The sequence below is a fragment of the Streptomyces globisporus C-1027 genome (assembly GCF_000261345.2).
GTDB lineage: Bacteria > Actinomycetota > Actinomycetes > Streptomycetales > Streptomycetaceae > Streptomyces > Streptomyces pakalii.
The window spans coordinates 3581363-3608295 of record NZ_CP013738.1 but is presented as its reverse complement, the minus strand read 5'-3'; the positions used below and the strand labels follow the sequence as shown (position 1 = coordinate 3608295).

General features: G+C 71.6%; 27 protein-coding genes, 1 tRNA gene and 1 pseudogene. 20 read left to right on the top strand and 9 right to left on the bottom strand.

The genetic code is table 11. The features are described 5' to 3' along the window. The first annotated feature begins 11 nt into the window (after window positions 1-11). The 7 genes from WQO_RS15565 (at window position 12) to WQO_RS15535 (ending at window position 7128) form a co-directional block, all read left to right on the top strand. Complete coding sequence (locus WQO_RS15565) at window positions 12-494, top strand: CarD family transcriptional regulator (protein ID WP_003953493.1); 483 nt, start codon at window positions 12-14, stop codon at window positions 492-494. A gap of 362 nt (window positions 495-856) precedes the next feature. Then, a complete protein-coding gene (gene ispD, locus WQO_RS15560) occupies window positions 857-1624 on the top strand; it encodes a 2-C-methyl-D-erythritol 4-phosphate cytidylyltransferase (protein ID WP_032749163.1) in 768 nt (255 codons plus the stop codon). After that, on the top strand, window positions 1614-2129 hold the full coding sequence (ispF, locus tag WQO_RS15555) for a 2-C-methyl-D-erythritol 2,4-cyclodiphosphate synthase (protein ID WP_010063551.1): 516 nt from the start codon (window positions 1614-1616) through the stop codon (window positions 2127-2129). The genes ispD and ispF overlap by 11 nt, the downstream gene beginning before the upstream one ends. A gap of 184 nt (window positions 2130-2313) precedes the next feature. Then, window positions 2314-2718, top strand: coding sequence for a PPOX class F420-dependent oxidoreductase (locus WQO_RS15550; RefSeq protein ID WP_010063550.1), 405 nt, complete (start codon window positions 2314-2316; stop codon window positions 2716-2718). Window positions 2719-2855: 137 nt separating this feature from the next. Beyond that, a complete protein-coding gene (cysS, locus tag WQO_RS15545; protein WP_010063549.1) occupies window positions 2856-4256 on the top strand; it encodes a cysteine--tRNA ligase in 1401 nt (466 codons plus the stop codon). 113 nt (window positions 4257-4369) lie between these two features. Next, window positions 4370-5326, top strand: a complete 957-nt coding sequence (rlmB, locus tag WQO_RS15540; RefSeq protein WP_010063548.1) for a 23S rRNA (guanosine(2251)-2'-O)-methyltransferase RlmB — start codon at window positions 4370-4372, stop codon at window positions 5324-5326. 161 nt (window positions 5327-5487) lie between these two features. Next, window positions 5488-7128, top strand: coding sequence for a DoxX family membrane protein (locus WQO_RS15535; RefSeq protein ID WP_079055559.1), 1641 nt, complete (start codon window positions 5488-5490; stop codon window positions 7126-7128). 81 nt (window positions 7129-7209) lie between these two features. Here WQO_RS15535 and WQO_RS15530 read toward each other — a convergent pair whose 3' ends face one another. The 4 genes from WQO_RS15530 to WQO_RS15515 all read right to left on the bottom strand — a co-directional run bounded on the left by WQO_RS15530 (window position 7210) and on the right by WQO_RS15515 (window position 11603). Further along, the gene (locus tag WQO_RS15530) at window positions 7210-7926 is read right to left on the bottom strand and encodes a nucleotidyltransferase family protein (protein ID WP_010063545.1); all 717 of its coding nucleotides are present in this window, start codon (window positions 7924-7926) and stop codon (window positions 7210-7212) included. A gap of 152 nt (window positions 7927-8078) precedes the next feature. Further along, complete coding sequence (locus tag WQO_RS15525) at window positions 8079-8492, bottom strand: hypothetical protein (protein ID WP_010063544.1); 414 nt, start codon at window positions 8490-8492, stop codon at window positions 8079-8081. A 233-nt stretch (window positions 8493-8725) separates the two neighbouring features. Further along, window positions 8726-9862 (bottom strand): ABC transporter ATP-binding protein, encoded by a 1137-nt coding sequence (locus WQO_RS15520; protein WP_010063542.1) that lies wholly within the window; start codon window positions 9860-9862, stop codon window positions 8726-8728. 334 nt (window positions 9863-10196) lie between these two features. Next, window positions 10197-11603 carry an RNA-guided endonuclease InsQ/TnpB family protein gene (locus WQO_RS15515; RefSeq protein WP_010063541.1) on the bottom strand — a complete coding sequence of 469 codons (1407 nt, stop codon included), beginning with the start codon at window positions 11601-11603 and terminating at the stop codon, window positions 10197-10199. Window positions 11604-11756: 153 nt separating this feature from the next. Between WQO_RS15515 and WQO_RS15510 the strand changes: the two genes are divergently transcribed. Then, window positions 11757-11832, top strand: a tRNA-Thr gene (locus WQO_RS15510). 152 nt (window positions 11833-11984) lie between these two features. Beyond that, window positions 11985-12125: pseudogene (locus WQO_RS36785) on the top strand (ArsR family transcriptional regulator); the annotation flags it as partial. Window positions 12126-12149: 24 nt separating this feature from the next. Here the strand turns inward: WQO_RS36785 and WQO_RS15505 are convergent. Continuing rightward, window positions 12150-12470 (bottom strand): hypothetical protein, encoded by a 321-nt coding sequence (locus tag WQO_RS15505; protein WP_010063540.1) that lies wholly within the window; start codon window positions 12468-12470, stop codon window positions 12150-12152. A gap of 133 nt (window positions 12471-12603) precedes the next feature. Between WQO_RS15505 and WQO_RS15500 the strand changes: the two genes are divergently transcribed. The 3 genes from WQO_RS15500 (at window position 12604) to WQO_RS36780 (ending at window position 14092) form a co-directional block, all read left to right on the top strand. After that, complete coding sequence (locus tag WQO_RS15500) at window positions 12604-12939, top strand: STAS domain-containing protein (protein WP_010063539.1); 336 nt, start codon at window positions 12604-12606, stop codon at window positions 12937-12939. A 177-nt stretch (window positions 12940-13116) separates the two neighbouring features. Further along, on the top strand, window positions 13117-13608 hold the full coding sequence (locus tag WQO_RS15495) for an ATP-binding protein (RefSeq protein WP_010063538.1): 492 nt from the start codon (window positions 13117-13119) through the stop codon (window positions 13606-13608). A gap of 88 nt (window positions 13609-13696) precedes the next feature. Then, the gene (locus tag WQO_RS36780; RefSeq protein WP_010063537.1) at window positions 13697-14092 is read left to right on the top strand and encodes an STAS domain-containing protein; all 396 of its coding nucleotides are present in this window, start codon (window positions 13697-13699) and stop codon (window positions 14090-14092) included. 15 nt (window positions 14093-14107) lie between these two features. Here the strand turns inward: WQO_RS36780 and WQO_RS15485 are convergent, their stop codons facing one another. The 3 genes from WQO_RS15485 to WQO_RS15475 are packed head-to-tail and all read right to left on the bottom strand — an operon-like array spanning window position 14108 to window position 17168. Then, window positions 14108-14527: an STAS domain-containing protein gene (locus WQO_RS15485; RefSeq protein WP_073825403.1), complete on the bottom strand. Its 420-nt coding sequence runs from the start codon at window positions 14525-14527 to the stop codon at window positions 14108-14110. Next, window positions 14524-15609, bottom strand: a complete 1086-nt coding sequence (locus WQO_RS15480; protein ID WP_010063535.1) for a cobalamin B12-binding domain-containing protein — start codon at window positions 15607-15609, stop codon at window positions 14524-14526. The genes WQO_RS15485 and WQO_RS15480 overlap by 4 nt, the downstream gene beginning before the upstream one ends. Then, the gene (locus WQO_RS15475) at window positions 15606-17168 is read right to left on the bottom strand and encodes a PP2C family protein-serine/threonine phosphatase (RefSeq protein ID WP_010063533.1); all 1563 of its coding nucleotides are present in this window, start codon (window positions 17166-17168) and stop codon (window positions 15606-15608) included. The genes WQO_RS15480 and WQO_RS15475 overlap by 4 nt, the downstream gene beginning before the upstream one ends. A 388-nt stretch (window positions 17169-17556) precedes the next feature. On the opposite strand from WQO_RS15475, the gene WQO_RS15470 reads away from it, so the two are divergent. The 6 genes from WQO_RS15470 (at window position 17557) to WQO_RS15445 (ending at window position 24024) form a co-directional block, all read left to right on the top strand. Then, the gene (locus WQO_RS15470; RefSeq protein WP_010063532.1) at window positions 17557-18081 is read left to right on the top strand and encodes a toxin-antitoxin system HicB family antitoxin; all 525 of its coding nucleotides are present in this window, start codon (window positions 17557-17559) and stop codon (window positions 18079-18081) included. 106 nt (window positions 18082-18187) lie between these two features. Continuing rightward, the gene (locus tag WQO_RS15465; protein ID WP_010063531.1) at window positions 18188-19078 is read left to right on the top strand and encodes a DUF4097 family beta strand repeat-containing protein; all 891 of its coding nucleotides are present in this window, start codon (window positions 18188-18190) and stop codon (window positions 19076-19078) included. A gap of 331 nt (window positions 19079-19409) precedes the next feature. Then, complete coding sequence (locus WQO_RS15460; protein WP_058953998.1) at window positions 19410-20411, top strand: ATP-binding cassette domain-containing protein; 1002 nt, start codon at window positions 19410-19412, stop codon at window positions 20409-20411. Beyond that, complete coding sequence (locus tag WQO_RS15455) at window positions 20408-21199, top strand: ABC transporter permease (protein ID WP_010056725.1); 792 nt, start codon at window positions 20408-20410, stop codon at window positions 21197-21199. The genes WQO_RS15460 and WQO_RS15455 overlap by 4 nt, the downstream gene beginning before the upstream one ends. Before the next feature lie 224 nt (window positions 21200-21423). Beyond that, window positions 21424-22338 carry an AurF N-oxygenase family protein gene (locus WQO_RS15450; protein WP_010056726.1) on the top strand — a complete coding sequence of 305 codons (915 nt, stop codon included), beginning with the start codon at window positions 21424-21426 and terminating at the stop codon, window positions 22336-22338. A 9-nt stretch (window positions 22339-22347) separates the two neighbouring features. After that, window positions 22348-24024 (top strand): FAD-dependent oxidoreductase, encoded by a 1677-nt coding sequence (locus WQO_RS15445; RefSeq protein ID WP_010056727.1) that lies wholly within the window; start codon window positions 22348-22350, stop codon window positions 24022-24024. A 113-nt stretch (window positions 24025-24137) separates the two neighbouring features. On the opposite strand, the gene WQO_RS15440 is transcribed toward WQO_RS15445, so the two are convergent. After that, entirely contained in the window at window positions 24138-25616 is a 1479-nt protein-coding gene (locus WQO_RS15440; RefSeq protein WP_010056728.1) for an MFS transporter, read from the bottom strand. Between the two features lie 141 nt (window positions 25617-25757). Here WQO_RS15440 and WQO_RS15435 point away from each other — a divergent pair, with 141 nt between their 5' ends. Further along, a complete protein-coding gene (locus WQO_RS15435; RefSeq protein WP_010056729.1) occupies window positions 25758-26204 on the top strand; it encodes a MarR family winged helix-turn-helix transcriptional regulator in 447 nt (148 codons plus the stop codon). Window positions 26205-26287: 83 nt separating this feature from the next. Then, window positions 26288-26926, top strand: a complete 639-nt coding sequence (locus WQO_RS15430) for a class E sortase (protein WP_032747576.1) — start codon at window positions 26288-26290, stop codon at window positions 26924-26926. The last annotated feature ends 7 nt before the right edge of the window (window positions 26927-26933 follow it).

The following is a 26933-nucleotide window of genomic DNA, read 5'->3' as shown; positions in this document are numbered from 1 at the left end:
GTACCTGTCACATGACGTTCAAGGTTGGCGACACCGTGGTCTATCCCCATCACGGGGCCGCGCTGATCGAGGCTATCGAAACTCGCCAGATCAAAGGCGTGGACAAGACCTACTTGGTGCTCAAGGTCGCCCAGGGCGACCTGACGGTCCGTGTGCCGGCGGACAATGCGGAGTTCGTAGGCGTGCGCGACGTGGTCGGGCAGGACGGACTGGACCGGGTCTTCGAGGTGCTGCGTGCGCCGTACGCCGAAGAGCCGACGAACTGGTCCCGGCGGTACAAGGCAAATCTCGAGAAGCTCGCCTCCGGCGATGTCATCAAGGTCGCGGAAGTCGTCCGTGACCTGTGGCGTCGGGAGCGCGAGCGCGGTCTCTCCGCCGGAGAGAAGCGCATGCTCGCCAAGGCCCGCCAGATCCTGGTGAGCGAGCTCGCCCTCGCGGAGAACACGAACGAGGACAAGGCCGAGGCCCTGCTCGACGAGGTCCTCGCGTCCTGAAACCGGATCACACCGGTCGTATGAATGTGCCGCGGTGCCCGCTGACCAGCCGTTTTCACGCTGCGTCGTCGGGCGCTGCGGCATGTTCGGACCCGCATGCGCGTATCCCGAATCCGTGAACAACCCGAATCCGTGTGGACGGGACCGTCGGAGAGAGGCGGCCCCGCTGCTGTGTGAGCCCGGCGAGACCCGCACTCGACCGGGCGGGTGATCACGGAAGGGGCCCGGTGCGAGTCAGGGTGTCACGCCCGGCTCGCTGGGCCCCTACCCATGTCGGTCGTGGAAACAAACCTGCCGAACCTTCGGACCTTTCTCCCGGGCTCCCGAACCCTCGGACCCCTCGGACCTTCGGAGCGCAACCGATGTCATCGACGCCACCCCCGAGCGACCGACCGCGCCCTCCCCGTACCGCCGCGGTGATCCCCGCGGCGGGGCGGGGCGTGCGGCTCGGTCCGGGCACGCCCAAGGCCCTCCGGATGCTCGGGGGGACGCCCATCCTGATCCACGCCATTCGCGCCATGGCCGCCTCCCGCGCCGTCTCCCTCGTCGTGGTCGTCGCCCCGCCGGACGGCGCGCCCGAGGTGAAGCACCTCCTCGACGAGCACGCGCTGCCCGAGCGCACCGACTACCTGGTGGTGCCGGGCGGTGAGACCCGCCAGGAGTCCGTCCGCCTCGGCCTCGAAGCGCTGCCCGAGGACATCGCCGTCGTCCTGGTCCACGACGCCGCCCGCCCGCTGGTGCCGGTCGACACGGTCGACGCGGTCGCCGCCGCCGTACGGGACGGGGCACCCGCCGTCGTCCCCGCGCTGCCTCTCCCGGACACCGTCAAGGAGGTCGAGCCGGCCGCGACGCCCGGGGAGCCGGAGCCGGTGCTCGCCACCCCCGTACGGGCCAGGCTCCGCGCGGTGCAGACGCCGCAGGGTTTCGACCGGGAGACGCTGGAGCGGGCGCACGCCGAGGTCGCGGTCGTTGGCGAGGGCGCCACGGACGACGCGGGCATGGTGGAACGCCTCGGCCGGCCCGTGGTCGTCGTCCCCGGCCACGAAGAGGCGTTCAAGGTGACCCGGCCGCTCGATCTGGTGCTGGCCGAAGCAGTACTCGCCCGCAGGAGGGCCAACGATGGTTTCTGACACCTCTGCCGCGGCGGGGCCCGCCCCCGTCATCCCGCTCGTCGGCATCGGCACCGACATCCACGCCTTCGAGGAGGGCCGCGAACTGTGGTGCGCGGGCCTGAAGTGGGAGGGCGAGGGCCCGGGCCTGGCCGGCCACTCGGACGCCGACGTCGTCGCGCACGCCGCCTGCAACGCGCTGTTCTCCGCCGCCGGCCTCGGCGACCTCGGTCAGCACTTCGGCACGGGCCGCCCCGAGTGGTCCGGGGCCGCGGGCATCACCCTGCTCACCGAGGCCGCCCGGATCGTCCGCGCCGGGGGCTTCGAGATCGGGAACGTCGCCGTCCAGGTCGTCGGCCTCCGCCCGAAGATCGGCAAGCGGCGCGAGGAGGCCCAGCAGGTGCTGTCCGCCGCCGTGGGCGCCCCGGTCTCGCTCTCCGCCGCCACGTCCGACGGCCTCGGCTTCACCGGTCGCGGCGAAGGCGTCGCCGGCATCGCCACCGCCCTGGTCTACCGGACCCGCTAGGACCAGGCCTCGCGCGGCAGGCGGCAGTTCGACGACAGGTCCTGGAGCCCGCCGGCCGGGGGGTTTCACCCTTCCGGCCGGACGCGGCGGGAAGGAAGCGGGAGCGCGCGCGGTTGCCGGGTAGGAGCAGCATCGGAACACCGGACAGCTCCGACCGAACCGCAGCGCACAGGAGGACGTACGCATGACCGCCGCACTCTCCACCGAGCTCAAGAACCTGCTGGACACCCCCGTGTTCGTCAACATCGCCACCATCCAGCCCGACGGCAGCCCCCAGGTCTCCCCGGTCTGGGTCAAGCGCGACGGCGACGACGTCCTCATCTCCACCACCGTCGGCCGCCGCAAGGAGAAGAACCTCCGCCGCGACCCGCGCGTCACCGTGGTCGTCCAGCCCTTCGACGCCCCGTACAGCTACGCCGAGATCCGCGGCGAGGCGACCCTGACGACGGACGGCGGGCAGGAGCTGATCGACGAGCTCTCGGTGAAGTACACCGGCAAGCCGTACGCGGAGTTCAACCCGAACTCCGGCGCCGACGACCCCCGCGTCGTCGTCCGGATCTCGCCGCGCAAGGTCGTCGGCAGCATCTGAGACCCGGGGCTCTCCCGCCTACTCGTACGGCTGGAAAACGCTCTCCGGGGTGTCCGGAACCATCCCGGTACCAGAAAGTTGTCCCCGCGATCCCCAAGGGTCGCGGGGCACTGGTGTCGGCCTACTACCCTTGAGGCGTGACTATTCGCCTGCACGACACCAGCGCCCGGCAGATCCGTGACTTCGTCCCGCTCACCGCGGGCTGTGTCTCGATCTACCTCTGTGGCGCCACCGTCCAGGCAGCACCGCACATCGGCCACATCCGCTCGGGTCTGAACTTCGACATCATGCGCCGCTGGTTCACCTACCGCGGCTACGACGTCACGTTCATCCGGAACGTCACCGACATCGACGACAAGATCATCGCGAAGTCCGCCGAACAAGGCCGCCCGTGGTGGTCGATCGGCTACGAGAACGAGCGCGCGTTCAACGACGGCTACGACGTGCTCGGCTGCCTGCCGCCCACCTACGAGCCCCGCGCCACCGGCCACATCCCCGAGATGATCGAGATGATGCGCGGCCTGATCGAGCGCGGCCACGCCTACGAGGCCGACGGCAACGTCTACTTCGACGTGCGCTCGCTCCCCGGCTACCTGGAGCTCTCCAACCAGGAGCTGGACGATCTGCGCCAGCCCTCCGGCGAGGGCGAGACCGGCAAGCGCGACCCGCGCGACTTCGCCATGTGGAAGGCCGTCAAGCCGGGCGAGCCCAGCTGGGAGACCCCGTGGGGCCGCGGCCGGCCCGGCTGGCACCTGGAGTGCTCGGCGATGGCCCACAAGTACCTGGGCTCCGCCTTCGACATCCACGGCGGCGGCATCGACCTGATCTTCCCGCACCACGAGAACGAGATCGCCCAGGCCAAGGCCTACGGCGACACGTTCGCCAACTACTGGGTGCACAACGGCTGGGTCACCCTGGCCGGCGAGAAGATGTCGAAGTCGCTGGGCAACTCCGTCCTCGTCAGCGAGATGGTCAAGCACTGGCGCCCCATCGTCCTGCGCTACTACCTCGGCACCCCGCACTACCGGTCGATGATCGAGTACAGCGAGGAGGCCCTGCGCGAGGCGGAGTCCGCGTTCGCCCGCATCGAGGGCTTCGTCCAGCGCGTCACCGAGAAGGTGGGGGAGACCGTCGCCCCCGCCGCCGAGGTGCCGCCCGCCTTCGCCGAGGCGATGGACGAGGACCTGGGCGTCCCGCAGGCGCTGGCGATCATCCACACCACCGTCCGCCAGGGCAACAGCGCACTGGCCGCCGACGACAAGGAAGCCGCCGCGGCCCGCCTCGCCGAGGTCCGGGCCATGCTCGGCGTCCTCGGCCTGGACCCCCTCGACCCGCAGTGGGCGGGCGAGGGCGACCGCGGCGAGGACCTGCACGGCGTCGTCGACACCCTCGTGCGCCTTGTCCTCGACCAGCGGCAGTCGGCCCGCGCCCGCAAGGACTGGGCCGCCGCCGACGCCATCCGCGACCAGCTCAACCAGTCCGGCCTCGTCATTGAGGACAGCCCCACCGGCCCCCGGTGGACGCTGGGACCGCGCTGAGCGAACCTCTGAGCAGGGCAATGGTGCCGCCCGGCGATCCGGGCGGCACACTGATGAGACGTACACGATCCACCCCCGCGTGTGGATCGAGGATTTACAGGAACAGGTAGGTCATGGCCGGGAACAGCCAGCGCAGGAACCGCCGCACGTCCAACAAGAAGGGCGCGCAGGTCGGCAGCGGTGGCAAGCGACGCCGTGGCCTGGAGGGCAAGGGTCCGACCCCGCCCGCGTCCGCCCGCAAGGGACACAAGAAGAACCGGGTCGCCAACGCCCAGGCCAAGCAGGCCGCGGCCCGCCGCCCCGCGCCCCGGCGCGGCGGCGTCAAGGGCACCTCGGAGATGGTCGTCGGCCGCAACCCGGTCTACGAGGCCCTGCGCGACGGCGTCCCCGCCGTGACGCTCTACGTCCAGCAGTACATCGACAACGACGAGCGCGTCCGCGACGTCCTCAAGCTCGCCGGCGACCGCGGCACCATCAACCTGATGGAGGCCCCCCGCCCCGAGCTGGACCGGATGACGAACGGCCTGAACCACCAGGGCCTCGTCCTCCAGGTCCCGCCGTACGAGTACGCGCACCCGGAGGACCTGCTCGCCGCCGCCGCCGACAACCACGAGGACCCGCTGATCGTCGCGCTGGACGGCGTGACCGACCCGCGCAACCTCGGCGCCATCGTCCGCTCCGTCTCCGCGTTCGGCGGCCACGGCGTCGTCGTCCCCGAGCGCCGCGCGGCCGGCATGACCGCCGGAGCCTGGAAGTCCTCCGCCGGCACGGCGGCCCGCACCCCCGTCTCCCGGGTCACCAACCTCACCCGGGCCCTGGAGGGCTACCAGAAGGCGGGCCTCACGGTCGTCGGCCTGGCCGCCGACGGCGAGCACACGGTGGAGGACCTGGAAGAGCTGGACGGCCCGGTCGTCATCGTCATCGGCAGCGAGGGCAAGGGCCTCGGCCGGCTCGTCGGCGAGACCTGCGACTACCGGGTGCGAATCTCCATGCCGGGCGGCGCCGAGTCGCTCAACGCCGGTGTCGCCGCGGGCATCGTGCTGTACGAGGTGGCGCGCCGCAGGGCCTAGAACGTCAGGCGTTCGCCCGTCGACAGGCCCGCTCGCCGGGCGAGCCGACGGGTGAACGCCGAACATCCATCCAGGATGCCCGAGTTTGGCCTGATCTTGACGGGTCTCGGACACATCCGGTGCGGTCAAGGCAGTGTCCTAAACACACATCACTCGGTTAGATGAGTGTGGACACCAGAACGCCTCGGTTCGACGAGCAACCCGCCCTGAGCATGACCAAGGTGGACAGCGACCCCGCGCAGGTCATCGTCAACCACGCCAGCTTCCGGGTGCAGCTCGCCCCGGGCCAGCGCGCACGGCTGCGCGGTGCCCCCGCGGATACGGCCCGCATCCCCGCCATGAGCGGCGCCGGCGGAGGCCGCAGACGGGCACCCGTCGTCTGGAGCGGCAAGTCCGCCCCCGGCGACCCCGGCGCGACGGGCCTCCTCCAGGCCGTGCGCAACTCCACCGCCGGACACCTCGACGCCGGACTCGGCGCGGCCCCCGGCGGGCACGGCCACGAAGCGGGCGCGACCCAGGTCATCCCGCTCCTGGAGGAGACGCAGCCCAACCCCGTACTGACCGCCCCCCACCAGCCGGGACGCACCAGCCCCCTGCTGCCGCCCATGCGGCAGGCCGTCGGCGCGTACGACGACCCGCTCGACGGCCCCGGAGGACCCGGCGACGACTACGACGACGCCGACTCCCCGGAATCCGGCGAAGCCGACTCCCGCGCCCGGCGCGGCACGGGCGACCCCCTACGGCACGCCTACTACCCGGGCCACCGGATGAACCTGGGCGTCGTCCTGCTCCCCATGCGGGTCCTCCTCGGCTTCATCTCCATCTACGCCGGCATGGGCAAGCTGTGCGACCCCGTCTACTTCGACGGCGGCGAACGCGGCTCGATGGTCAAGTGGCTGACCTCCCTGCACCCATGGGCGGTCGCCGAACCCCTGCGCGACTTCGCGCTCTCCCACCCGGTCGGCGCCGGACTCACCGTCGCCTTCCTCCAGGTCGTCGTCGGCGTCCTCACCGTCCTCGGCCTCTGGCAGCGGGTCGCCGCCGCGTTCGGCGCCCTGCTCTCCGCCGCGCTCCTGGTCACGGTCAGCTGGCGCACGGTCCCCGTGTACGACGCCCCCGACATCATCCTGCTGGCCGCCTGGAGCCCGCTGATCATCGCCGGCGCCCCCGTCTACTCCGTCGACGGCCGGCTCGCCGGGGAAGCCTGGCGCAAGCTCGGCCCCCGCTCGGAACTCTGGGACCTGCGCCGCCGGGTCCTGCGCCGGGGCACCGTCGTCGCGACCGTCGTCGTCGGCCTCACCCTCCTCATCGGCTCCATCCTCGGCGGCGCGGTCCGCTCCACCGAGGTCGTCACCGTCCCCGGCCGCAACGACAACCCCACCAACCGCCTCCCCGGCATGCCGCTGCCCCAGGAGTCCACCGGCGAACGCGAGGCCTCCCGCACCCCGGAGCAGCAGCGACAGCCGGACCCCAGCCCCTCCGGCGCGGCCGGCACCCCCGCCACCGGCCAGGCCAGCCCCGGCGCCACCCGCGACTCCGGCGGCGGCCAGAGCACCGGCCAGGGCACCCAGCCCAGCCAGACCCAGGGCACCAACCAGGCACCCCCGCAGCAGACCACCCCGCAGCAGCCCCCGGCCGCCACCAGCGCCGGACCCACCTCGTCCGGCTCCACCACCGGCGACGCCTCCACGGGCGGCGGCGGCGAACCGGACCCCACCGGCGGCTCCACCTCCTCCGGAGGCGAGGGATCCACCTCGGGCGGTGGCGGCGGCCGGAACCCGATCGGCGGCCTCCTCGGCTGACCCGTACGACAGCGACAAGGGCGGCGCCCACCCGGCTCTCCTGCCGGGTGGGCGCCGCCCCCTCGTGCGTACAGGCGACGGTCAGACGCCGTGGGACCCCAGCTCACGGGCCGCCTCGGTCAGATCCTTCGCGGTGTCGATGGCCCGCCAGTACGCCCCGTTCGGCAGCGGATACCCGGCCAGCCGGCGCTCGCGCGCGAGCCGGGGGAACGTGGTCCGCTCATGGTCACCGCGGTCCGGCAGCAGCTTCGTGAACGCGGGCGAGAACACGTACACCCCGGCGTTGATCAGATACGGCGACGGCGGCGACTCGATGAAGTCGGTGATGTGCCCGAACGCGTCCGTCTCCACCGCACCCCACGGGATACGCGGCCGGGCGAGGGCCAGGGTGGCGGTGGCGTCGCGCTCCGCGTGGAAGGCCGCCATCTCCCGCAGGGAGAAACGGGTCCAGATGTCACCGTTCGTGGCGTACCACGGCTGATCGGCGTCGGGCAGCCGCTCGGCCGCGTACCGCAGCCCGCCGCCGCGCCCCAGCGGCTCGGTCTCCACGACGGTGGTGACCCGGAGCGGCAGGACGGCCTCCTCCAGCCACTCCTGGAGCACCTCGGCCAGGTGCCCGCAGGAGACCACGGCGTCGGTGACCCCTTCGGCGGCCAGCCAGGACAGCTGATGGCCGATGATCGGAGTCCCGGTCCCGGGGATCTCGACCATCGGCTTGGGGCGGTCGTCGGTGTACGGCCGCAGCCGCGACCCCTGGCCCCCGGCAAGGATCACGGCCTGCGTCGGATACGTATGCATGGCAGGCACGATATGCGGTGCCCGCCGACGGCAGGCGGCGCGCTCGACGCGACCGCCTGCCGGACTCAGCCTCCGGGACTGAGCCTCCGAGGGACTGAGCCTCCAGGGCTCGGCCTCCGGGACTCAGCCTCCGAGGGAACCAGCTGAACGACTCAGCTGAACTGGGCGACGCCGGAGGCGAACGAGGTGTCGCAGACCGGCCGGGAGAAGCGGTGCGCCCGGGTCGGGCCGTACTGCTCGACGGCCGCCTTGCCGAGGGCCCTGGCGATCGACATGCAGTGGCGGGCGAGCGACGGACGCTGCTCGACGGCCCGCTGGAGGCCCGTGAGCGCGGTGCCCGGGTCCTTCTCCTGGAGTTCCACGAGCAGCTTCTCGCGCAGGACGTCCTGCGGGGCGTGCGGCTTCGCAGGCTTGGACACGGTCTCCGAGGAGGCGGCCAGCAGCTGGGAGTCCTTGTCCGACGCCGCCCACGGAACGCTGGTGACCGCGAGGGTCCCGGACAGAACCATGACGACGGGCAGGACGAGAGCGAGGGATCGGCCGATGCGGCGCGCGGTGTGGGTCACGCAGCGAGCGTAGCGGCCGGTGATGACTTGGCGACAATTCGTCACCCTTGCGGGGGATGGTTCGACGCGTCCTTTCGAATGCGAGGTTGACGACCCGGGGTGAAATGCCCAGTGTGCCGGGGTATTTGACGCCACCCCGCGCCGAAACCCAAACCCGCCGGGACCACGCAAACGGCCCCGCGCCGCCGGGCGTTGCCGGGGGACGCGGGGCCGTGCGTACGGCAGGAGGCGGGTCAGTTGGTGAGCCGCTCGCCGGTGGAGGTCGCGAAGACGTGCAGCTCGTCCGGGCGCGGGACGACGTGCAGCTCGGTGCCCTTCTCCGGGACGGCACGGCCGCCGACACGGACGACCAGGTCCTTGTGCTCGCCGCCGACCTGCGTGGAGCCGTAGACGAACCCGTCGGCGCCGAGCTCCTCGACGACGTTGACGGAGACGGCGAGACCGGCCGGCTCGTCCGAGGCGTCCTTGGTCAGCGACTTCGCGGCGGCGCCACCGTGCTCGACGATGTCGAAGTGCTCGGGCCGGATGCCGACCGTGACGGTGGTGTCACCGCGGTCCGCGGCGGCGGAGAGCGCCTCACGCGACACCGGCACCACGCTGTTGCCGAACTTCACGCCACCGTCGGTGATCGGGACCTCGACGAGGTTCATCGCGGGCGAACCGATGAAGCCGGCGACGAAGAGGTTGGCCGGGCGGTCGTACATGTTGCGCGGCGAGTCGACCTGCTGGAGCAGCCCGTCCTTCAGCACCGCGACCCGGTCACCCATGGTGAGAGCCTCGACCTGGTCGTGGGTGACGTACACGGTGGTGATGCCGAGGCGGCGCTGCAGCGAGGCGATCTGCGTACGGGTGGAGACACGGAGCTTGGCGTCGAGGTTCGACAGCGGCTCGTCCATGAGGAAGACCTGCGGTTCCCGCACGATGGCCCGGCCCATCGCCACACGCTGACGCTGACCACCGGAGAGCGCCTTCGGCTTGCGGTCGAGGTACTCGGTGAGGTCCAGCATCTTGGCGGCCTCTTCGACCTTCGCCCGGATCTCGGTCTTGTTCACACCGGCGATCTTGAGCGCGAAGCCCATGTTGTCCGCGACGGACATGTGCGGGTAGAGCGCGTAGTTCTGGAACACCATGGCGATGTCCCGGTCCTTCGGCGGCAGGTGCGTGACGTCGCGGTCACCGATGCGGATCGCGCCGCCGTTGACGTCCTCGAGACCGGCGAGCATGCGCAGGGAGGTCGACTTGCCACAACCGGAGGGACCGACGAGGACGAGGAACTCACCGTCCGCGATGTCGATCTCGAGCTGGTCCACAGCCGGCTTCGTGGAGCCGGGGTAGACGCGGGACGCCTTGTCGAACGTGACACTGGCCATGATGGATCTTCTCCTCAACCGGCAGGAACGTGCCGGACGATCCGAGTAGGGAGTGGTCTGGTCCACTGCGTGAACCTGCGGTGACGTTACCTGGCGTTCATGTGTCCTGTCAGTACCTCTTGGGGCACGAAAGTCTCTTGGTGACCTGAGAAGCCAGAGCAGCCGCCTTTTGACCCGCCCTTGCTGGACTGCAAGGGCTTCCTGCTTCAACGTCCACCGCCGACCGGACACCGCCCTGAGGGCGACACCCCGCCGGTCTCACACGGACTCCACAGGCATCACGGCCGACGGCCCGTCGGTCCGGTACGTACGTTCTCAAGCGTCTCTGAGCCGGCTACGCAGTCAGCACCACATCAGGCATCTCTGACGCCCTGATCATCGAGGGCATGGCCCGGCCAGGCGGCAGCGCCGACGCCACCAGCTCGTACAGGCGCATCCCCTCGTCCCGCAGGTTCCGCGCCGCGTTCACATCCCGGTCGTGCTCAGCGCCGCACCCACCGCACGACCAGCCACGCACGGCCAGATCCAGCTTCGGCCCGATCACCCCGCAGGCCGAGCACCGCCGCGTCGACGGAAAGAACCGGTCCACGACAACCAGCGTCCGCCCGTACCACGCGCACTTGTACTGCAACTGCCGGAACAACTCGCCCCACGAGGCATCCAGGATCGCCCGGTTCAGCCCCGCCTTCCGTCGATGCCCCTTGCCCTTCGGCGACCGTACGAGAGAGGCGATGGACAGGTCTTCCACCACGAGCACTTGGTTCTCGCGCACGAGGCGGGTGGTGAGCTGGTCCAACGCGTCTCGACGGACGTCACTGATCAGGGCGTACAGCCGGGCGATCTCCTGTCGCGCTTTATCCCTGTTCCTCGATCCTCTCTTCTTGCGGTGCAGGCTTCGCTGGAGATCCGCGAGCTTCGCCCCGTATTTCTTGAGTAACCGGGGATGGTCCACCTTCTCTCCGTCGTCCAACGCGACCAGCGCCGCCAGCCCGAGGTCCAGACCGACCGCCTTCGGCGCACCGCCGTCCCGCAGAAACACGGGCGTCAACGGCTCGATCCGCTCCTCCACGAGCACGGAGAGGAAGAAGCGGCCCGCCCGGTCCCGGGTCACCGTCAGCTTCACCGGCCGCACACCTGCCGGCAGCGGTCGGGACCACCGGATCCGCAGCGGCCCCGACTGCTTGGCCAGCGCGATCAGCCCCGTACCCGGCCGCTCCGGGTCCTCCACCCAGCGGAAGCCCGTACGGACATAGGTCGCGGAGTCGCGGTTGCGGCTCTTCTTCTTGCGCTTCGGGTGCTTCGCCGTGCCCTGGAAGAACCGTCCGAACGCGGAGTCGAGATGGCGGAGCGCCTGCTGGAGAACGGTCGAGGAAACCTCCTGCAGCCATCGTGTCCCCTCGGCATTTCGCCAGCCCGTGAGAGCCCGGCAGGACTCGGCGAACCCAAGGGCCACCTGGTGCTCGCGCCAGGCCTTGTCCCGCAGGGCGAGGCCCTCGTTGTAAGTCCAGCGGCAGGCGCCGAAGGTTTTGATCAGTTGCTCGGCCTGCGCGGGGGTGGGGTAGCAGCGGTACCGGTAGACACGCTGGCGGGCGTCGGCCTCCGGCGCTCTCCGCTGCATGGGGACAGCCACTCGCTGCTGATGCTTGATGCGGTCAGGAACGCCCAACGCTTCGCGTTTGACGCGCTTGGCCTCCGCGCCGGTGACGCGGATCAGCTTGTTTCCCCCTGCGGCCTCGGCCACGACCCCTCCCCCTGTCCGATATTCGGATGGCACTGCAGTGCGTTCAACGAACAGGTGAGTGGGAGGTTACGACTGCCCGATATGCATGCCCGTGGGGGAGCGGGGCTGTGTAGAGTTGTGGCGTCTTGACGCACGTCTGCGGCGTGCGTCCCTGCCTCCTTAGCTCAGTCCGGCCCAGAGCGGTGTACTTGTAATACACAGGTCGTCGGTTCGAATCCGACAGGGGGCTCAGCATGAAGCCCAGGTCAGATCTCCTCCGACCTGGGCTTCTTCCGTTCGTCCGCCGTGGGCGGCGCAGGCTCGTTTATGGGGCGCCCATCAGACTCTCATCGCGTTTCCCTACGGTCGCGGGCGAGGACCGACTCCTTGTGGGGGAACCACATGCTCCGCATCCACTTCAATGACGCGGATCTGGCCAGTACCCGGCTCGCCCCCGCTTCCGATCCGCAGTTCGAGATCGCCGCGAGCATGCATCGGCTGCAGTCCAGCCGGGGGCGCTGGGCCCACGCCGGGTGGTATCGGGCGGGGCCGGCGTGGCGCGGGTGTTCAGGCGCGGTTGGGGGTGCCGATGGTCAGTTCCACCTCGTCCTGCTTCTGTGCGATCCCCTTGACGGTCCAGGTGCTGTCGTCGATGTGGGTGCCGGCCGCGGTGGTGTAGGCGGCGACCGTGAGGGTCGGGCCGGTCGGGGTGTCGGGGTGGAGTTCTGCCGCGGTGGCCGTTCCGTCGGAGAAGCGGAGGTGTACCTCGGTCGGCTCCGGGGTCGCTGCGAAGGCGGCCGGGTGGGGCAGGCCCTGGAGGCGGCAGCGCGCGCCCGGGAACAGGTGGGTGTGCGTGCAGAGGGCGAGGTAGGCGTCCGGTTCGGTCATTCCGGGCTCCCGGGGGCGGGCGTGAAGGGGGCTTCAGTATGGGCGGAGCGGCGGCTTCGAAGGGGGCGGCTCTCCGGTGCGTCCGCCGGGTGGGGGTGGGAGGCGTCCTTCGGGGGGCTGACAGAATGCGGGCATGGTTCCGTCGTTGCAGCTCGACACCCGGGTCGCCCCCGGGTGTACCACGCTGGTCATCTCGGGCGAGTGCGACCAGGACGATGTGGAGGTCCTGGAGCAGGCGCTCACGGTGGTGGTGGAGGGTTCGTCCCCGGTCCTGATCGTCGATGTGTCGCGGCTTCTCTTCGGCGACTCGGTGCTGCTGCACTTCCTGCTGTCCGCGCAGCGGGCGCAGACCGCTGCCGGGGGGCGGCTGGAGGTCCGGGGGCCGCTCGCTCCTGCGGTGGAGCGCCTGCTGCGGGAGACGGGCACCTATGAGGCGTTCACCGTCACGGGTGCCGGGGACGCGGCGTGAGGCGGTGACTCCGTGCGGCGTCCGGCAGGAATCGCGTGTCGGCCTTCGCCGCGGGAGCGGGGTCCGGCCGGTCCGGCCGGACCGGTAGGTATTTTGAGACGCGGAGCGGGTACCGGGGAGGGTCAGACCCCGTTGACCGGGCGAGCACGATTCTGTACGGAGAGGGCGAGGTGGCCGATGTCCGAGCTGACGGACGGGGGCTCCCGTCTTCCGGAGTTCTCTCCCGCGGACGAGGGTTCTCGCCTTCCGGAGTTCGATCCCGAGGCCGTCGGCGTACGGCGTCCGGGGCCGGAGAAGCGTTCCGTGCGGATCGCCGCTCCTCTGAAGGCCCGGGACGCGCGGGCGGAGGTGAGCCGGCTGCTGGCCGGTGTGGCCGGTGAGAGGTGCGTCAACGACGCGTTGTTGGTCGTCTCCGAGCTGATCTCCAACGCGGACCGTCACGGCGGCGGGCTGCGTGAGTTCGCCGCGGGTGTCGAGGACGGGCATCTGTGGCTGGAGGTGGCCGATCACAGTGAGGTGCTGCCGGAGAGTGCCGCCCATGATCCGCTGGTCCCGGGTGGCTTCGGCTGGTCGCTGGTGCGGCGGTTGTCCGCCGAGGCGCGGATCAGGCCGTGGACGGCCGGTGACGGACCGGGCAAGACGATCGTGGTGTCCCTGCGGCTGGAGTGAGGCGCGGGCGGGCGGTGGTGTCGAAGCGCGTGCTTGATCGTTCAGCCGGGGGGTACACGCCCGTCACCCGGATACCGAGGAAAGAGCGATGAGCAGCAGCACGACGGCCGACGAGCAGGGTGGCTCGGGGACCGTGTGGTACAGGCGGGCCGCGTCTTCGGACGGTGGTGAGCTGTCGGTTTCGGTGGCGCTGTCCGACGGCAGGGCATTGGTCACGGTGGTGGGCGGCATGGAGTGGCGGTGCACCTGGGCGCTGGAACAGGCCCTGGACCACGAGTGTCTGGCGGCCACGTCGGAGACCTGGCTCGACCTCTCCGGTCTGGAGTTCGCCGACTCCTCGTTGCTCCACCTGCTGCTGGATGCGCAGCGTGTCCACCGGGCCAGGGACGCCCGTCTCGTTCTGGCGGGGGCTCTTCAGCCGGTGGTGGAGCGGCTGTTCACGGTGACCGGCACGTCCGCGTTCTTCTTGCGTACGCCGTTGTAGCGGTACGGGTGGGGGTCAGGCGTCGCCGTCGAGCCCGGGTGAGGGCCTTCCATGGTTTCCGGGGCGGGTGGTCGCTCCGCTCTTCGTGCTGCCGGGGACGAGGTGTTCCAGGGTGCCGGTGAGGCGCAGGATCCGGTCGACCGTGGGGTGGAGGCGTTCCAGGTTCAGGGTCACGCGGGCGGCCGTGCAGCGGCGGTGGAGCATCAGGAGGGCGGCCAGGCCCATGGAGTCGAGGCCGTCGATTCCGGAGCAGTCCAGGTGCAGTACGTCCGGGGCGGGGATCTGGTCGAGGTACCGGGTGGCCTTGACCAGGAAGTCGTCGCAGGTGTCGTAGTCCAGGTAGCCCTCCGCCCGTACCCGGACGCTCCTGGTGCTCGGGGTGGGGGCGGGTGTCAGGGTGAAGGGGGACGGGGCGGACCCGTAGGGCGGCATCATGCGGGGTTCCTGGTGTCGGTGCGGTGGACGGGGCCTGCACCGGTCAGGTGGTCCGTCGCCTGGTCGATCATGCGGGTGGTGCGGGGGAAGTCCTTGAGCTCGGTGCGCAGGAGGTCCAGCGCCGGGACGAGTGAGTGGGCGGGCACGCCGCGCGCGTCCAGGATGCGTGCCGTCCAGGCCAGGAACCCGGTGAACAGGTCGGCCCGGTCGAGGTAGAGGGCTGTGGCCAGGAAGTGGACGATGTGGGCGATGTCCTCGGCGGTGCGGTCGTGCTGGGCGCGGCTGTAGTCCCGCATCGGGGGGAACCGTTCCGCCAGGCCTGCCATGACCGTGCGCACGAGTGCCGGGCGGGTGCGGGTGACCAGGGTGTACTCCTGGTCGGACAGGTGGGGGAGGTCGTCGACGGGCTGGTGCGGCGACGCGGGCCGGGGGAGGGGGCCTTCGTGGAGGCGGGCGGCCGCGGTCCGGGCGTCGGGGGCCCACAGGTCCGCGCCGAGCAGGGCCGCGTACTGTCCCCCGTCGCCGAAGGCGGCTCCGCCGACCATGACGGGGGTTCCGGTGGCCTGTACCGCGGTGATGGCCGCGTGCGCGGCCGGCAGGTGGGTCGCGATGGAGCTGGAGAGGGCCACGGCCTCCGGGCCGGTGCGGTGGATGTGGGAGATCAGGTGGTGGGTGGGCACTTGGGCGCCGAGGTAGTCCACGTGCCAGCCGCGCAGTCGGAACACTTCCGCGACCAGGCGTGCGGGCAGGGCGTGCCACTCGCCGTCCACGCAGGCCACGGCCAGTCGTCTGGGCTGCCCCGCGGGCCGGGTGCGGGTGCGGTGCGACAGGGCGGCGATGGCGCGGTCGTTGATCGCGGTGGCCGCGTGCTCCTGGGCCACGGTGAAGCGGTTGGCGGCCCATTCCTCGCCGACTCTGCCCTGGACCGGGGCGATCAGGTCGAGCAGGATGCTCTCCGGCTCCCAGCCCTCGTCGAGCGCGCGCAGGACGAGCTCGGTGGCGGCGTACTCGTCGCCCTCCGTCACGGACTGCCACAGCTGTTCGATCCAGGGTGCGGGGGTGAGCGGGGGAGCGAGCGTCATGCGGTGAACCTGCCCCGGGTGTGGCCGTCCACCGCGCTGAGGTGGTGCGAGCGGGGTGCCGCGATGGCCATGACGGCCATGTCGTCGTGGGCCCGGTCGCCGGTCCACTGGGAGGCGAGCATCTGCACGTGTTCCACGACGGCCTCCGCCGGCATGCCCGCGCAGTGGGAGAGCGCCTCGGTCAGCCGGGATTCGCCGAACATCTCGTCGCCGAGCGGGCCGCCTCTGGCCTCGGTGATGCCGTCCGTGTAGAGCAGGCAGAACTCGCCGGGCGCCAGGGCCGTACGGCTCGTGGTCGCGGCGGCGTTCGGGAGGACGCCGACGACCGTGCCCCGGGAGGGGACCGGTTCCACGGTGCCGTCGTTGCGTACGACGAGGGGTGCGGGGTGGCCGGCGCTGGTCACCGCCAGGTGTACGGATCCGGCCTTGCGCAGGGTGGAGACCAGGACGAGGGAGGCGAAGCGGGTGTGGTGCGAGCTGAGCAGCGCCCCGTTCAGCAGGTTGATCATCCGCTGGTGGTCGTCGGCCAGGGGCAGCAGGGCGTGCAGCGTGTTGCGGATCTTCCCGGTCAGCACGGCGGCTTCCAGTCCCTTGCCGCACACGTCGCCCAGCACGGCGAGGGAGGCTTCCGCTTCGTCGGCGGCCGGGTGCACGTCGTAGAAGTCCCCGCCGACGCGCTCGTTGTTCTTCGACGGCCGGTAGCCGCCCGCGAATTCCACCCCGGCCACCCGGCGCAGCACCGGCGGCATCAGGTCCTGCATCAGGGTGTGGGCCAGGGAGGACTGCTCCGCGTAGAGGCGGGCGGCCGACATGGCGGCACCGGCCCGGGCGGCGAAGATCCGGGCGAAGACCTCCTCCTCGCTGCTGAAGGCGGCCGACGCGTCCCGGCGCAGCAGGACGAGGGCCCCGGCGGGGACGCCGTGGCCGGGCAGCGGTGTCACGACGATCGAGCCGATCGGGCCGAATCCCTCGGGCTCCAGCCAGGCGGGGGCGGAGGCGGGGTCGATCCAGCGTGACGGGACCGGGGGGAAACCCTGGAGCGCCTCGGCGAGCCCGGGCACCTCCTCCGGGTCCTCCAGCCGTATGGCGGAGTGGGGCTGTCCGTCGCGCAGGCAGGTCACCACCGGGTACCTCTTCCCGGTGCGCGGTGTGATGACGAGGGCCGCGTCGGCGAGGTGCTGTGCCGCCAGCTCCGCGGTGACGTCCATGCACCGTTCGAGGTTCAGCGACGACAGCAGCGCGTTGGACGCCTCGCCGAGGAACGCGCTGCGCTGCCGCTCCGTCCGCAGCGCCTGGCGGGCGAGGCGGTGGTCGGTGTCGTCGACCAGCCACCAGACGACCGTTCCGTCGGTGTGGTCGCTCGGGTGTGCGGCGAAGTCGCGGTCGCCGATGGTGCCGCTCGGCGGCGCGTCGTCCATCGGTCCGGCGACGCGTCGACGGTGCCCCTGGTCCAGCCAGTCGATCCCGGCTTCGGACAGGGGGCGGCCCCGGCGCAGCCGAGGTATCAGGGCCTTCGCGGCGTCGTTGTAGAGGCGGACCGCGCCCAGGTCGTCCAGCATCAGCGCGGGATACGGAGCCGTATTCCACGCCGCGGCTTCGAGGGGCTCGGCCGCGCGGGCCGTGGGGACCTGCGGGATTGACGTCACATCGGGGAGAGCCCGCTGGGCGAACTCCTCACCTCATCCGGTCGGGAATGTTGCCGTCAGGCAACCATCCACCCTCGCGGTCCCCGTTGGCAAACCTTCCTGGTGGGTGGGGCGGGTTGTGCCGAGGTGGCACGCCGGGCGTGTTATCTGGCGTCGAAGTGGTGCCATCTCTGGCCCTCGTGATGGTTCTGATGGTGCCACCGCCTGTCTTCTCGTTGCGTTCTTGCAGGTCGGATGGGTTTTGTGGAGCGCGGTGCCAGGTTGGCTCGACGTGGTGCCACTTATGTGCCATGATGGCGTCATGGACCTCACCCCCTACGTCGACCATCTCCGGCGGGAACTCGCCGTCGCCGCGGATGCCAGCGGTGACGAAGCCCGCGCCCTCGCCGAGCGGCTCAGTGCTCCCCTGGAGTCCGCCGCCCGGCTGACCCTGCTCAACGTGCTCTCCGCGGCGATGAGCGACGTCACCCGGGAGCTGGCTCCCGGCTCGGTCGACGTGCGGCTGCGCGGGCTCGATCCCGAGTTCGTGGTGACACCGCCGCCGGCGCCCGAGCCGGTGCGGGAGGCGCGGGAGCCGGTCGCGGCGCCCGTCGTGGCCGCGCCGCCCGCCGCGGAGGCCGACGACGGGACCATGGTGCGGATCAACCTCCGCCTCCCCGCCCACCTCAAGGGCCGCGCCGAGGGTGCGGCGGCGGCGGAGGGCCTGTCGGTCAACGCCTGGCTCGTACGGGCCGTGTCCGTCGCCCTCGACGGCGGGGCGCGCGCCAGCGCACCGGGCCGGGGCAAGGACTCGGGCGGTCGCGGCTTCACCGGCTGGGTCCGCTAGCGACCAGGAGCCCCGGCTCCCTCTCACCTTTTCACCGGCGGATCGCCGATCCGGCCGGCGCAATCGATCGCTCATCAACTCACCGAGCCAAGAGGACGGGACAGCCATGCCTTCTTTCGATACCCCCGAGCCGGTCTCCGCCGTCGTCGAGCTGGACGCCGGCACCGCCCGTATCACCGCCGGCAAGCGCACCGACACGGTCGTCGAGGTGCTGCCGGGCAACGGAGCCGACCAGGACGACGTACGTGCCGTGCAGCAGACCCAGGTCTCCTGCTCGGGCGGTCGCCTCACCGTCAAGACCCCGAAGAAGCGGACCCTGTTCGGCAAGCCGGGCTCCGTCGTGGTGAGCATCGAACTGCCCGCCGGGTCCGACGTGCGGGGCACCTCCGCCCTGGGCGGCTTCTTCTGCGAGGGCCCCCTCGGCGAGGTACGGCTGAAGACCTCGCTCGGCGATCTCCAGGTGGACGAGGCGGCCCGCGCCGAGCTCACCACCGACCACGGCGACATCCGGCTGGCACGCTCCACCGGAAACGCCGAGGCCGTCGGCTCGGGACGGGTCGAGATCGGCTCGGTCGCCGGAGCGGCGGTCGTCAAGAACGGCAACGGTACGACCGAGATCGACGAGGTCGGCGGGGAGCTGAAGGTCAACGCGGCCAACGGCGACGTCTCCGTGGGCGTCGCGTACGGCGACGTCGTCGCCAAGTCCGCCAACGGCCGGATCGAGATCGGCGTCGCCCACGCCGGGGTGGAGGCGACCTCCTCCAACGGCCGCATCCGGGTCGGCGACGTGATCCGTGGGCGGATCGCTCTGCGGACGTCGGTCGGCGACCTGGAAGTGGGCATCCACGAGGGCACGGCCGCCTGGCTCGACCTGAACCCCAAGTTCGGCACCGTACGCAACGCGCTCGGCGCCGCCGCCGGTCCCGAGGACTCCGACGAGACCGTCGAGGTGCACGCCCGGAGCGGGGCCGGCGACATCATCGTCCGCCGCGCCTGACCCCGCGCCGGGGCCCCGGGGGCCTCGGGGGCCGGGCCGAGGCCGCCCGGCCAGGCCGAAGGCGGCCCAGGTCAGGCCGGAGGCGGCCCAGGTCAGGCCGGAGGCGGCCCGGTCAGGCCCGTACCGCCCGGCCCCGCCCGGTCTCGTACCGCCCGGCAGCCCACCCCGATACGCCCCGTACCGCCCGGCAGCCCACCCCGGCCTGCACCGGCCGACTCGCCCTCGCCACCCCGGCAGCCCAACTCGGGCCGGCTCGGCCTCTCAACACCGCCCGGCAAGTGCCCGCCCCGCCCCACCCCGCTAGACCCACCCCTCGCGAAAGGGAACCAGCATGACTGTCACCCGGGCCTCCGCGCCGCGTGCCGCCCAGGCCGCGACGCAGGCGATCACCGCCACCGGACTGCGCAAGTCCTACGGTGACAAGGCCGTCCTGGACGGTATCGACCTTTCGGTGCCGCAGGGCACGGTCTTCGCCCTGCTCGGCCCGAACGGTGCGGGCAAGACCACCGCCGTCAAGATCCTCTCCACCCTCATCACCGCCGACGCCGGTGAACTGAGCGTCGGCGGCCACGATCCGGCCGCCGATCCGCAGGCCGTGCGTGCCGCGATCGGTGTCACGGGTCAGTTCTCCGCCGTCGACGGGCTGATCACCGGCGAGGAGAACATGCTGCTGATGGCCGACCTGCACCACCTGTCCAAGCGTGAGGGGCGACGCGTCACCGCCGAACTGCTCGAACGCTTCGACCTGGTGGACGCCGCCAAGAAGCCCGCCGCGGGCTACTCCGGGGGCATGAAGCGCCGCCTCGACATCGCCATGACTCTGGTCGGCGGGCCGCGGATCATCTTCCTCGACGAGCCGACCACCGGGCTCGACCCGCGCTCCCGCCACACCATGTGGGGCATCGTCCGCGAGCTGGTCGCCGACGGTGTGACGGTCTTCCTCACGACCCAGTACCTGGAGGAGGCCGACGAGCTGGCCGACCGTATCGCCGTCCTCCACGGCGGGAAGATCGCCGCCGAGGGCACCGCCGAAGAGCTCAAGCGGATCGTCCCGGGCGGGCACGTCAAGCTCCGCTTCACCGACCCGGGCGCCTACCGGTCCGCCGCCTCCGCCCTGCGCGAGGCCGTCCGCGACGACGAGGCGCTGTCGCTGCAGATCCCCAGCGACGGCAGCCAGCGCGAACTGCGCTCCATCCTGGACTGGCTGGACTCGGCCGGTGTCGAAGCCGACGAACTCACCGTCCACACCCCCGACCTCGACGACGTGTTCTTCGCCCTCACCGCCTCCACCGTCCCGGCCCAGCACAACCAGCCCAAGGAGAACGCCCGATGAGTTCGCTCGCCCTCGCCGCCCGCGACACCACCACCATGCTGCGCCGCAACCTCCTGCACGCCCGGCGCTACCCCTCCCTCACCCTCAACCTGCTCCTCACGCCTGTCATGCTCCTGCTGCTTTTCGTCTACATCTTCGGCGACGTGATGAGCGCCGGCATCGGCGGCGCGGGGGCCGACCGCTCCGCTTACATCGCCTACATCGTGCCGGGGCTGCTCCTGCTGACCATCGGCTCCACGGTGGTCGGGACCGCGGTGTCCGTCTCCAACGACATGACCGAGGGGATCATCGCCCGCTTCCGCACCATGGCGATCCACCGCAGCTCGGTGCTCGTCGGGCATGTCGTCGGCAGCGTGCTGCAGAGCGTGCTGAGCGTGGTCGTGGTCGGTGCGGTCGGGGTGGCCATCGGCTTCCGGTCCACGGACGCCACGGTCCTGGAGTGGCTGGCCGCGTTCGGGCTGCTCGTGCTCTTCTCCGCCGCCCTCACCTGGGTCGCCGTCGGCATGGGCCTGGTCAGCCCGAACGCGGAGGCGGCCAGCAACAACGCCCTGCCGATGGTCCTGCTCCCGATGCTGTCCAGCGCCTTCATCCCGGTGGAGACGATGCCGGGCTGGTTCCGGCCGATCGCCGAGTACCAGCCCTTCACCCCGGCGATCGAGACCCTGCGCGGCCTGCTGCTCGGCACCGAGATCGGCCACAACGGCTGGCTGGCCGTCGGCTGGAGCCTCGGCCTCGTGGTCCTCGGCTACTTCTGGGCGACCGCGAAGTTCGCCCAGGATCCCCGGTAGTTGGCGCGAAGGAGCCTTGCGGGGTGAGGAGATGTGGTGAGGTCCCGGGCCGATTTTGACCGAGGGGTAGGCGGCCCGGGCTCCTTGTTATACCTTGCGTCTAACAAGCGGGTGGGTGTCCGGCCGGTGTCAGGTCCGGCGCGGCCGCCCCGTACGGCAGGGACGTCGTCGTCCGCAGCTCACCACGATCAAGGATCACCGCACTCGACCCAAGGAGCCGCAGCATGGCCGGCAGCACCGTTCCGTCGAAGGTCCAGGAAAGTCCCGAGGGTGACGACGTCGCGCGGCGGCTGCTCGACTCGGCCGCGCAGCTGGCGTACGACCCGGCCACCGAGGTGGACTGGGAGACGCCGCTGGACAAGGAGTTCCACGGCGCGAGCCCGGAGTGGAGCAGTCTCTACGGCACCGCCTACTGGGGCGAGTTGACCGACGCGCAGCGCAAGGAGCTGACCCGGCAGGAGGCGGCTTCGGTCGCCAGCACCGGGATCTGGTTCGAGATGATCCTCCAGCAGATGGTGCTGCGGGACATCTACATGAAGAACCCGGCGGGCGCGGAGTTCCAGTGGGCGCTCACCGAGATAGCCGAGGAGTGCCGCCACTCGATCATGTTCGCGCGCGGCGCGCAGAAGCTGGGCGCGCCCCACTACCGGCCGCGCCGGGCGGTGATGGAGCTGGGCCGGGCGTTCAAGACGCTGGCGTTCGGTGAGGCGGCGTACGCGGCGATCCTGGTCGCCGAGGAGGTCCTCGACGTGATGCAGCGGGACTGGATGCGCGACGAGCGGGTCGTGCCGTTCGTCCGCACCATCAACAACATCCACGTCGTGGAGGAGTCCCGGCACATGAAGTTCGCCCGGGACGAGACCCTCAAGCGGCTGGAGGGCGCGGGGTGGGCGCGGCGGCAGATCAACGCGTTCGTCGTCGCCGTCGCCTCGTACTTCATCGTGACCAGCATGGTGAACCCGGAGGTCTACCGGAAGGCCGGCCTCGACAAGCGGCGGGCGCTGGCCGCCGCGAAGAGCAATGCGCACCACAAGTCGATGATGCGGTCGAGCTGTTCGGGGCTGATGGACTTCCTGGCCTCCGCCCGTCTGCTCACCAAGCCCGCCCTCGCGTTCTACAAGCGCGCGAACCTGATCTGAGCCGGGGCCATGACCTACGCCATCACCCAGACCTGCTGCAACGACGCCACCTGTGTGGCCGTGTGCCCGGTCAACTGCATCCACCCGACGCCGGAGGAACGCGCCTTCGGCTCCACGGAGATGCTGCACATCGACCCGCGGGCGTGCATCGACTGCGGGGCCTGCGCGGACGCCTGCCCGGTGGACGCGATCTTCCCGGTGGACTCGCTGTCCGCCGGGCAGCGGGAGTACGCGGACATCAACGCCGCCTACTACGAAGGTGCCGAACCGCTCGCGGCGGAGGTCGACGGGCCCAACTTCCACGCCTGGGGCGAGCCGGTCTTCGAGCGGAACCTGCCCTCCGACTTCGGGCCGCTGCGGGTGGCCGTCGTCGGCACCGGACCCGCAGGGATGTACGCGGCGCAGGACCTGCTGCTGCACACCGCCGCCGAGGTGACGCTGATCGACCGGCTGCCGGTGGCGGGCGGGCTCGTCCGGTACGGGGTGGCCCCCGACCACCCCGCGACGAAGAAGGTCGGCGACACCTTCTCCCGCTTCCACTCCCATCCCCGGGTCCGGATGCACCTGGGGATCGAGGTGGGCCGGGACGTCACGGCCGAGGAGCTGTCGGCCCACCACGACGCGGTGGTCTACGCGGTCGGCGCCTCCACGGACCGGCGGCTCGGGGTGCCGGGGGAGGAGACGCCCGGCTGCCTGTCGGCCACCGCGTTCGTCGCCTGGTACAACGCCCACCCGGAGGCCGTCGCGCAGGGCGTCGACCTCTCCGCCGAGCGGGTCGTCGTGGTCGGCAACGGCAATGTCGCCCTCGACGTCGCCCGGATCCTGGTCGCCGACCCGGAGGCCCTCGCGGCCACCGACATCGCCGCCCACGCCCTGGACGCGCTGCGCGCGAGCCGGGTCCGGGAAGTGGTGGTGCTGGGGCGGCGGGGTCCCGAGGACGCCGCGTACACCCGCTCCGAACTCCTCGCGCTGAAGCATGTGCCGGGCGTGGAGCTGGTGGTGGACGGCCACGACCTGCGGACGGCGGCCGCGATCGACGCGGCCGGGGCGGGCGACCGGGCCGGGGCGCTCAAGGGGCTCGCCCGGGTGCGGACGGACGCCGCGTCCCCCACGGGCGGTGAGCGCCGCATCGTGCTCCGCTTCCACTCCGAGGTCGTGGAGATCCGGGGCGAGGGCGACGGCGTGCACTCCGTACGCGTCACGGACGGCGGCGGGGACGGTGACGGCGGCGGCACGGCCGACCTGGCCGCCGGGCTGTTGCTGCGGGCCATCGGGTACCGCGGACTCCCGGTCCCCGGGCTGCCGTTCGACGAGACCTCGGGCACCGTTCCGCACGAGGGCGGCCGGGTGGCCGGGGTGCCCGGCAGCTATGTGGTCGGCTGGATCAAGCGGGGTCCGTCCGGCGGGATCGGCGCCAACCGCACCTGCGCCGCCGAGACGGTCGGCACGCTCCTGGCCGACGCGGTCGCCGGGGAGCTGCCCGCGCCGACGGGCGACGCCAAGGCGTTCCGGCGCCTGGCGCGGCAGCGCAACCGCCGGGTCGTGGACGCCCGCGGCCTGGCCGCGATCGACCGCGCCGAGCGGGACCGGGGGCGGCGCGACGGCCGGCCCCGGGTGAAGCTCGCCACCGTCGAGGAGCTGGTGGCCACGGCGAGGTCGGGGCGGCTGCTGCGGCTGGGCCGCTGACGTACGCCCGTATCGGCGCCGTACGTACGAAACGCGGTCCGGGGCCCGGGGCCCGGCGGGTGAACCGCCGGACCCCGGGCCGCAGTCCGTATTCGTACTCGTACGCGTACCGCTCAGGCCTTGGTCTGCGAAACCTCCGAGGCTTCCCGCGTCCCCGCCGGTCCGGTCGCGGCGGCGGGCGGAAGGAGCGCGGTCGCCGGGCGTTCGGGGATGAGGGCGGCGACGACCGCGGCGGCGAGGCCGACCCCGCAGCCGATCAGCATCGCGACGCGGAAACCGTCCTGGGAGGCCAGCGCGAAGCCGCCGAAGTCCGTGGTCATCCGGGCCAGGACCACGCCGATCACCGCCGCCGCGAAGGACGTGCCGATCGAGCGCATCAGGGAGTTGAAGCTGTTCGCCGACGCGGTCTCGGACTGGGGCACCGCGCCCATGATGAGCGCGGGCATCGCCCCGTACGCGAAGCCGACGCCGGAGTTGCAGACGAGGGTGACGACCAGCAGGCTCCACGGGGAGTCCGCGCCGATCAGCGGTACGGACAGGCCGTAGCCGGCCGCGATGAGCAGGCTGCCGACGGCCAGGGTGACCTTCGGGCCCTTGGCGGCGGACAGCTTCGCGCCGACCGGGGACATCGCCATCATCATCAGGCCCGCCGGAGCCATCCACAGGCCCATCGCGAGCATCGACTGCCCCAGGCCGTACCCGGTGGCTTCGGGCAGCTGGAGCAGCTGGGGCACGACGAGGGACTGGGCGTACATCGCGAACCCGACCAGGATCGAGGCGGTGTTCGTCATGAGGACCTGGGGGCGAGCCGTGACGCGCAGGTCGACCAGCGGGTCGGTCAGCCGCAGCTCCCACCAGCCCCAGGCGGGCAGCAGCACCAGGACGGCGGCGAACAGGGAGAGCGTGGTGGCGCTGCCCCAGCCCCAGTCGGCACCCTTGGACACGGCGAGCAGCAGGCAGATCAGGGCGGTGCCGAGGCCGACGGCCCCGGGCAGATCGAACCGTCCGGACCGGGCGGCCGGACGGTCACCGGGGACCAGGGCGAGTATCAGCGCGCCGACCGCGAGAGCCAGCACGGCGACCACCCAGAACAGCACCCGCCAGCTGGTGTTCTCCGCGATGGCGGCGGCGAACGGCAGGCCCAGCGCACCGCCCACGCCCATCGAGGCGCTCATGATCGCGATGGACGGGCCGAGCTTCTCGGCCGGGACCACGTCGCGCAGCAGGCTGATACCGAGCGGGACCACCCCCATGCCGAGGCCCTGGAGGCCGCGTCCGGCGATCATCGGGACCACGGCGGAGGACAGGGCGCAGACCACCGAGCCGAGGACCAGCGGGACGAGCGAGAGCAGCAGCATGTGCCGCTTGCCGTACATGTCGCCGAGCCGGCCGGCGACGGGAGTGGCCACCGCGGCGGCGAGCAGGGTGGCGGTGATGACCCAGGAGGCGTTGGACGCGGTGGTGTCGAACAGCTTCGGCAGCTCCGCGATCAGCGGCACCACCAGGGTCTGCGTGAGTGCCGCGACGATCCCGGCGAAGGCGAGGATGCCGATCGCGCCTCCCGGGCGGGGTGCGGGGGGTGAACTCTCCACGGGTACTGCTCCCTCTTGCCCTTCCGGGCGGGTCGACGCGCATGCGGTGTTCGACGACGCACGATACAGGGGATATGCATCATGCATAGCATGTGCATTATGCACATCTATCGTGAGACCTGGTCAACGGAGGAAGAGCACGTGGACAAGCCCATCGGCCGGATCGAACGCGAGACGATGCTGCTCGGCCGGTACATGCACATGGTCACCCCGCGGGTGGACTGGCAGCTCGACCGATCCGCCTACATCCTGCTCAGCCGGATCCAGGTCGAGGGACCCATGTCCATCGGCCAGCTCGGCGACGCCTTCCGGCTGGACGCCTCCACGCTCAACCGGCAGACCGCCGCGATGCTGCGGGCCGGGGTCGTCGAGCGCATCCCGGACCCCGACGGCGGGATCGCCCGCAAGTTCGCCATCACCGAGGAGGGCGAACGCCGCCTCGACAGCGACCGGAGCAGGAACGTGGCGGGCCTCGCCAAGGTCCTCGCCGACTGGACCCCGGAGGAGGCTGAGCAGCTCGCCGCCTCCCTCAGCCGGCTGAACCTCTCGATCGAACGGCTCGACGGACGGCCCTGGCCCCGCGACTGATCCCCGGGCGCTCCCGGCGGTGTCCTGGTGTACTGGAAGTACAGGGACCGGAGGCACTGATCCGGTTCTGGATGGGGAAGCTCATGCGCCGCCACCGCCTTCGTGCCCTTACGTTCCTCAGGGCCTCGGCCTGCGCCGGTGCCGCCGTGCTGCTGACCGTCGGCGCGGGTACCGCCGCCGCTGCCCCCGCCGACCGCACGGACCCGCGTGCCGAGGTCGCCGTCCTCGCCGTCCCCGCCATCGGCGTCGAGGACCTGGACGTCGTGCCGTACGAGGGGACCACCGACGACCGCCCCGGCAGCCGGATCCAGGACCGGGGCGTCGCGGCCAGCCCGTACGGGGAGGAGGGCGGGGTCGGGCCGGGCGATGTCGGCAACTACCTCGTCACCGCCCACCGGTTGAGCGCCGGAGGGGTGCTGCGCGACCTGCCGGAGCTGGAGCAGGGCGATTCCGTGTACGTGACGGAGGACGGCACCCGCTACACCTACGAGATCACCGCCACCCGGCAGACCTCCTTCCGCAGCGAGCGCTCGCTCGCCGAGCAGCGGGCCGAGGTGCCGGGGAAGCCGGGGGAGGAGCCGGCCCGGGCGATGATCACGCTCTCCACCTGCGCGACCCCCGAGGACGACGCGGCCGGGAACTTCTGGCGCGATGAATTCGGCAACCCCGAGCACCGCATCGACAAGGTCGGTGTGCTGGTGGCGGAGCGCCCCGCGTCGTAGCCCGGCC

Coding starts and splice junctions, on each gene's coding strand:
- WQO_RS15450 (WP_010056726.1), top strand. CDS start 21,424: ATGGCCGGCAGCACCGTTCCGTCGAAGGTCCAGGAAAGTCCCGAGGGT.
- WQO_RS15460 (WP_058953998.1), top strand. CDS start 19,410: ATGACTGTCACCCGGGCCTCCGCGCCGCGTGCCGCCCAGGCCGCGACG.
- WQO_RS15505 (WP_010063540.1), bottom strand. CDS start 12,470: ATGACCGAACCGGACGCCTACCTCGCCCTCTGCACGCACACCCACCTG.
- WQO_RS15565 (WP_003953493.1), top strand. CDS start 12: ATGACGTTCAAGGTTGGCGACACCGTGGTCTATCCCCATCACGGGGCC.
- WQO_RS15520 (WP_010063542.1), bottom strand. CDS start 9,862: ATGGCCAGTGTCACGTTCGACAAGGCGTCCCGCGTCTACCCCGGCTCC.
- WQO_RS15500 (WP_010063539.1), top strand. CDS start 12,604: ATGGTTCCGTCGTTGCAGCTCGACACCCGGGTCGCCCCCGGGTGTACC.
- WQO_RS15535 (WP_079055559.1), top strand. CDS start 5,488: ATGAGTGTGGACACCAGAACGCCTCGGTTCGACGAGCAACCCGCCCTG.
- ispF (WP_010063551.1), top strand. CDS start 1,614: ATGGTTTCTGACACCTCTGCCGCGGCGGGGCCCGCCCCCGTCATCCCG.
- WQO_RS15455 (WP_010056725.1), top strand. CDS start 20,408: ATGAGTTCGCTCGCCCTCGCCGCCCGCGACACCACCACCATGCTGCGC.
- WQO_RS15480 (WP_010063535.1), bottom strand. CDS start 15,609: ATGACGCTCGCTCCCCCGCTCACCCCCGCACCCTGGATCGAACAGCTG.
- WQO_RS15465 (WP_010063531.1), top strand. CDS start 18,188: ATGCCTTCTTTCGATACCCCCGAGCCGGTCTCCGCCGTCGTCGAGCTG.
- ispD (WP_032749163.1), top strand. CDS start 857: ATGTCATCGACGCCACCCCCGAGCGACCGACCGCGCCCTCCCCGTACC.
- WQO_RS15495 (WP_010063538.1), top strand. CDS start 13,117: ATGTCCGAGCTGACGGACGGGGGCTCCCGTCTTCCGGAGTTCTCTCCC.
- WQO_RS15470 (WP_010063532.1), top strand. CDS start 17,557: ATGGACCTCACCCCCTACGTCGACCATCTCCGGCGGGAACTCGCCGTC.
- WQO_RS15475 (WP_010063533.1), bottom strand. CDS start 17,168: ATGCTGGACGACCTGGGCGCGGTCCGCCTCTACAACGACGCCGCGAAG.
- WQO_RS15430 (WP_032747576.1), top strand. CDS start 26,288: ATGCGCCGCCACCGCCTTCGTGCCCTTACGTTCCTCAGGGCCTCGGCC.
- WQO_RS15485 (WP_073825403.1), bottom strand. CDS start 14,527: ATGATGCCGCCCTACGGGTCCGCCCCGTCCCCCTTCACCCTGACACCC.
- rlmB (WP_010063548.1), top strand. CDS start 4,370: ATGGCCGGGAACAGCCAGCGCAGGAACCGCCGCACGTCCAACAAGAAG.
- WQO_RS15445 (WP_010056727.1), top strand. CDS start 22,348: ATGACCTACGCCATCACCCAGACCTGCTGCAACGACGCCACCTGTGTG.
- WQO_RS15550 (WP_010063550.1), top strand. CDS start 2,314: ATGACCGCCGCACTCTCCACCGAGCTCAAGAACCTGCTGGACACCCCC.
- WQO_RS36780 (WP_010063537.1), top strand. CDS start 13,697: ATGAGCAGCAGCACGACGGCCGACGAGCAGGGTGGCTCGGGGACCGTG.
- WQO_RS15530 (WP_010063545.1), bottom strand. CDS start 7,926: ATGCATACGTATCCGACGCAGGCCGTGATCCTTGCCGGGGGCCAGGGG.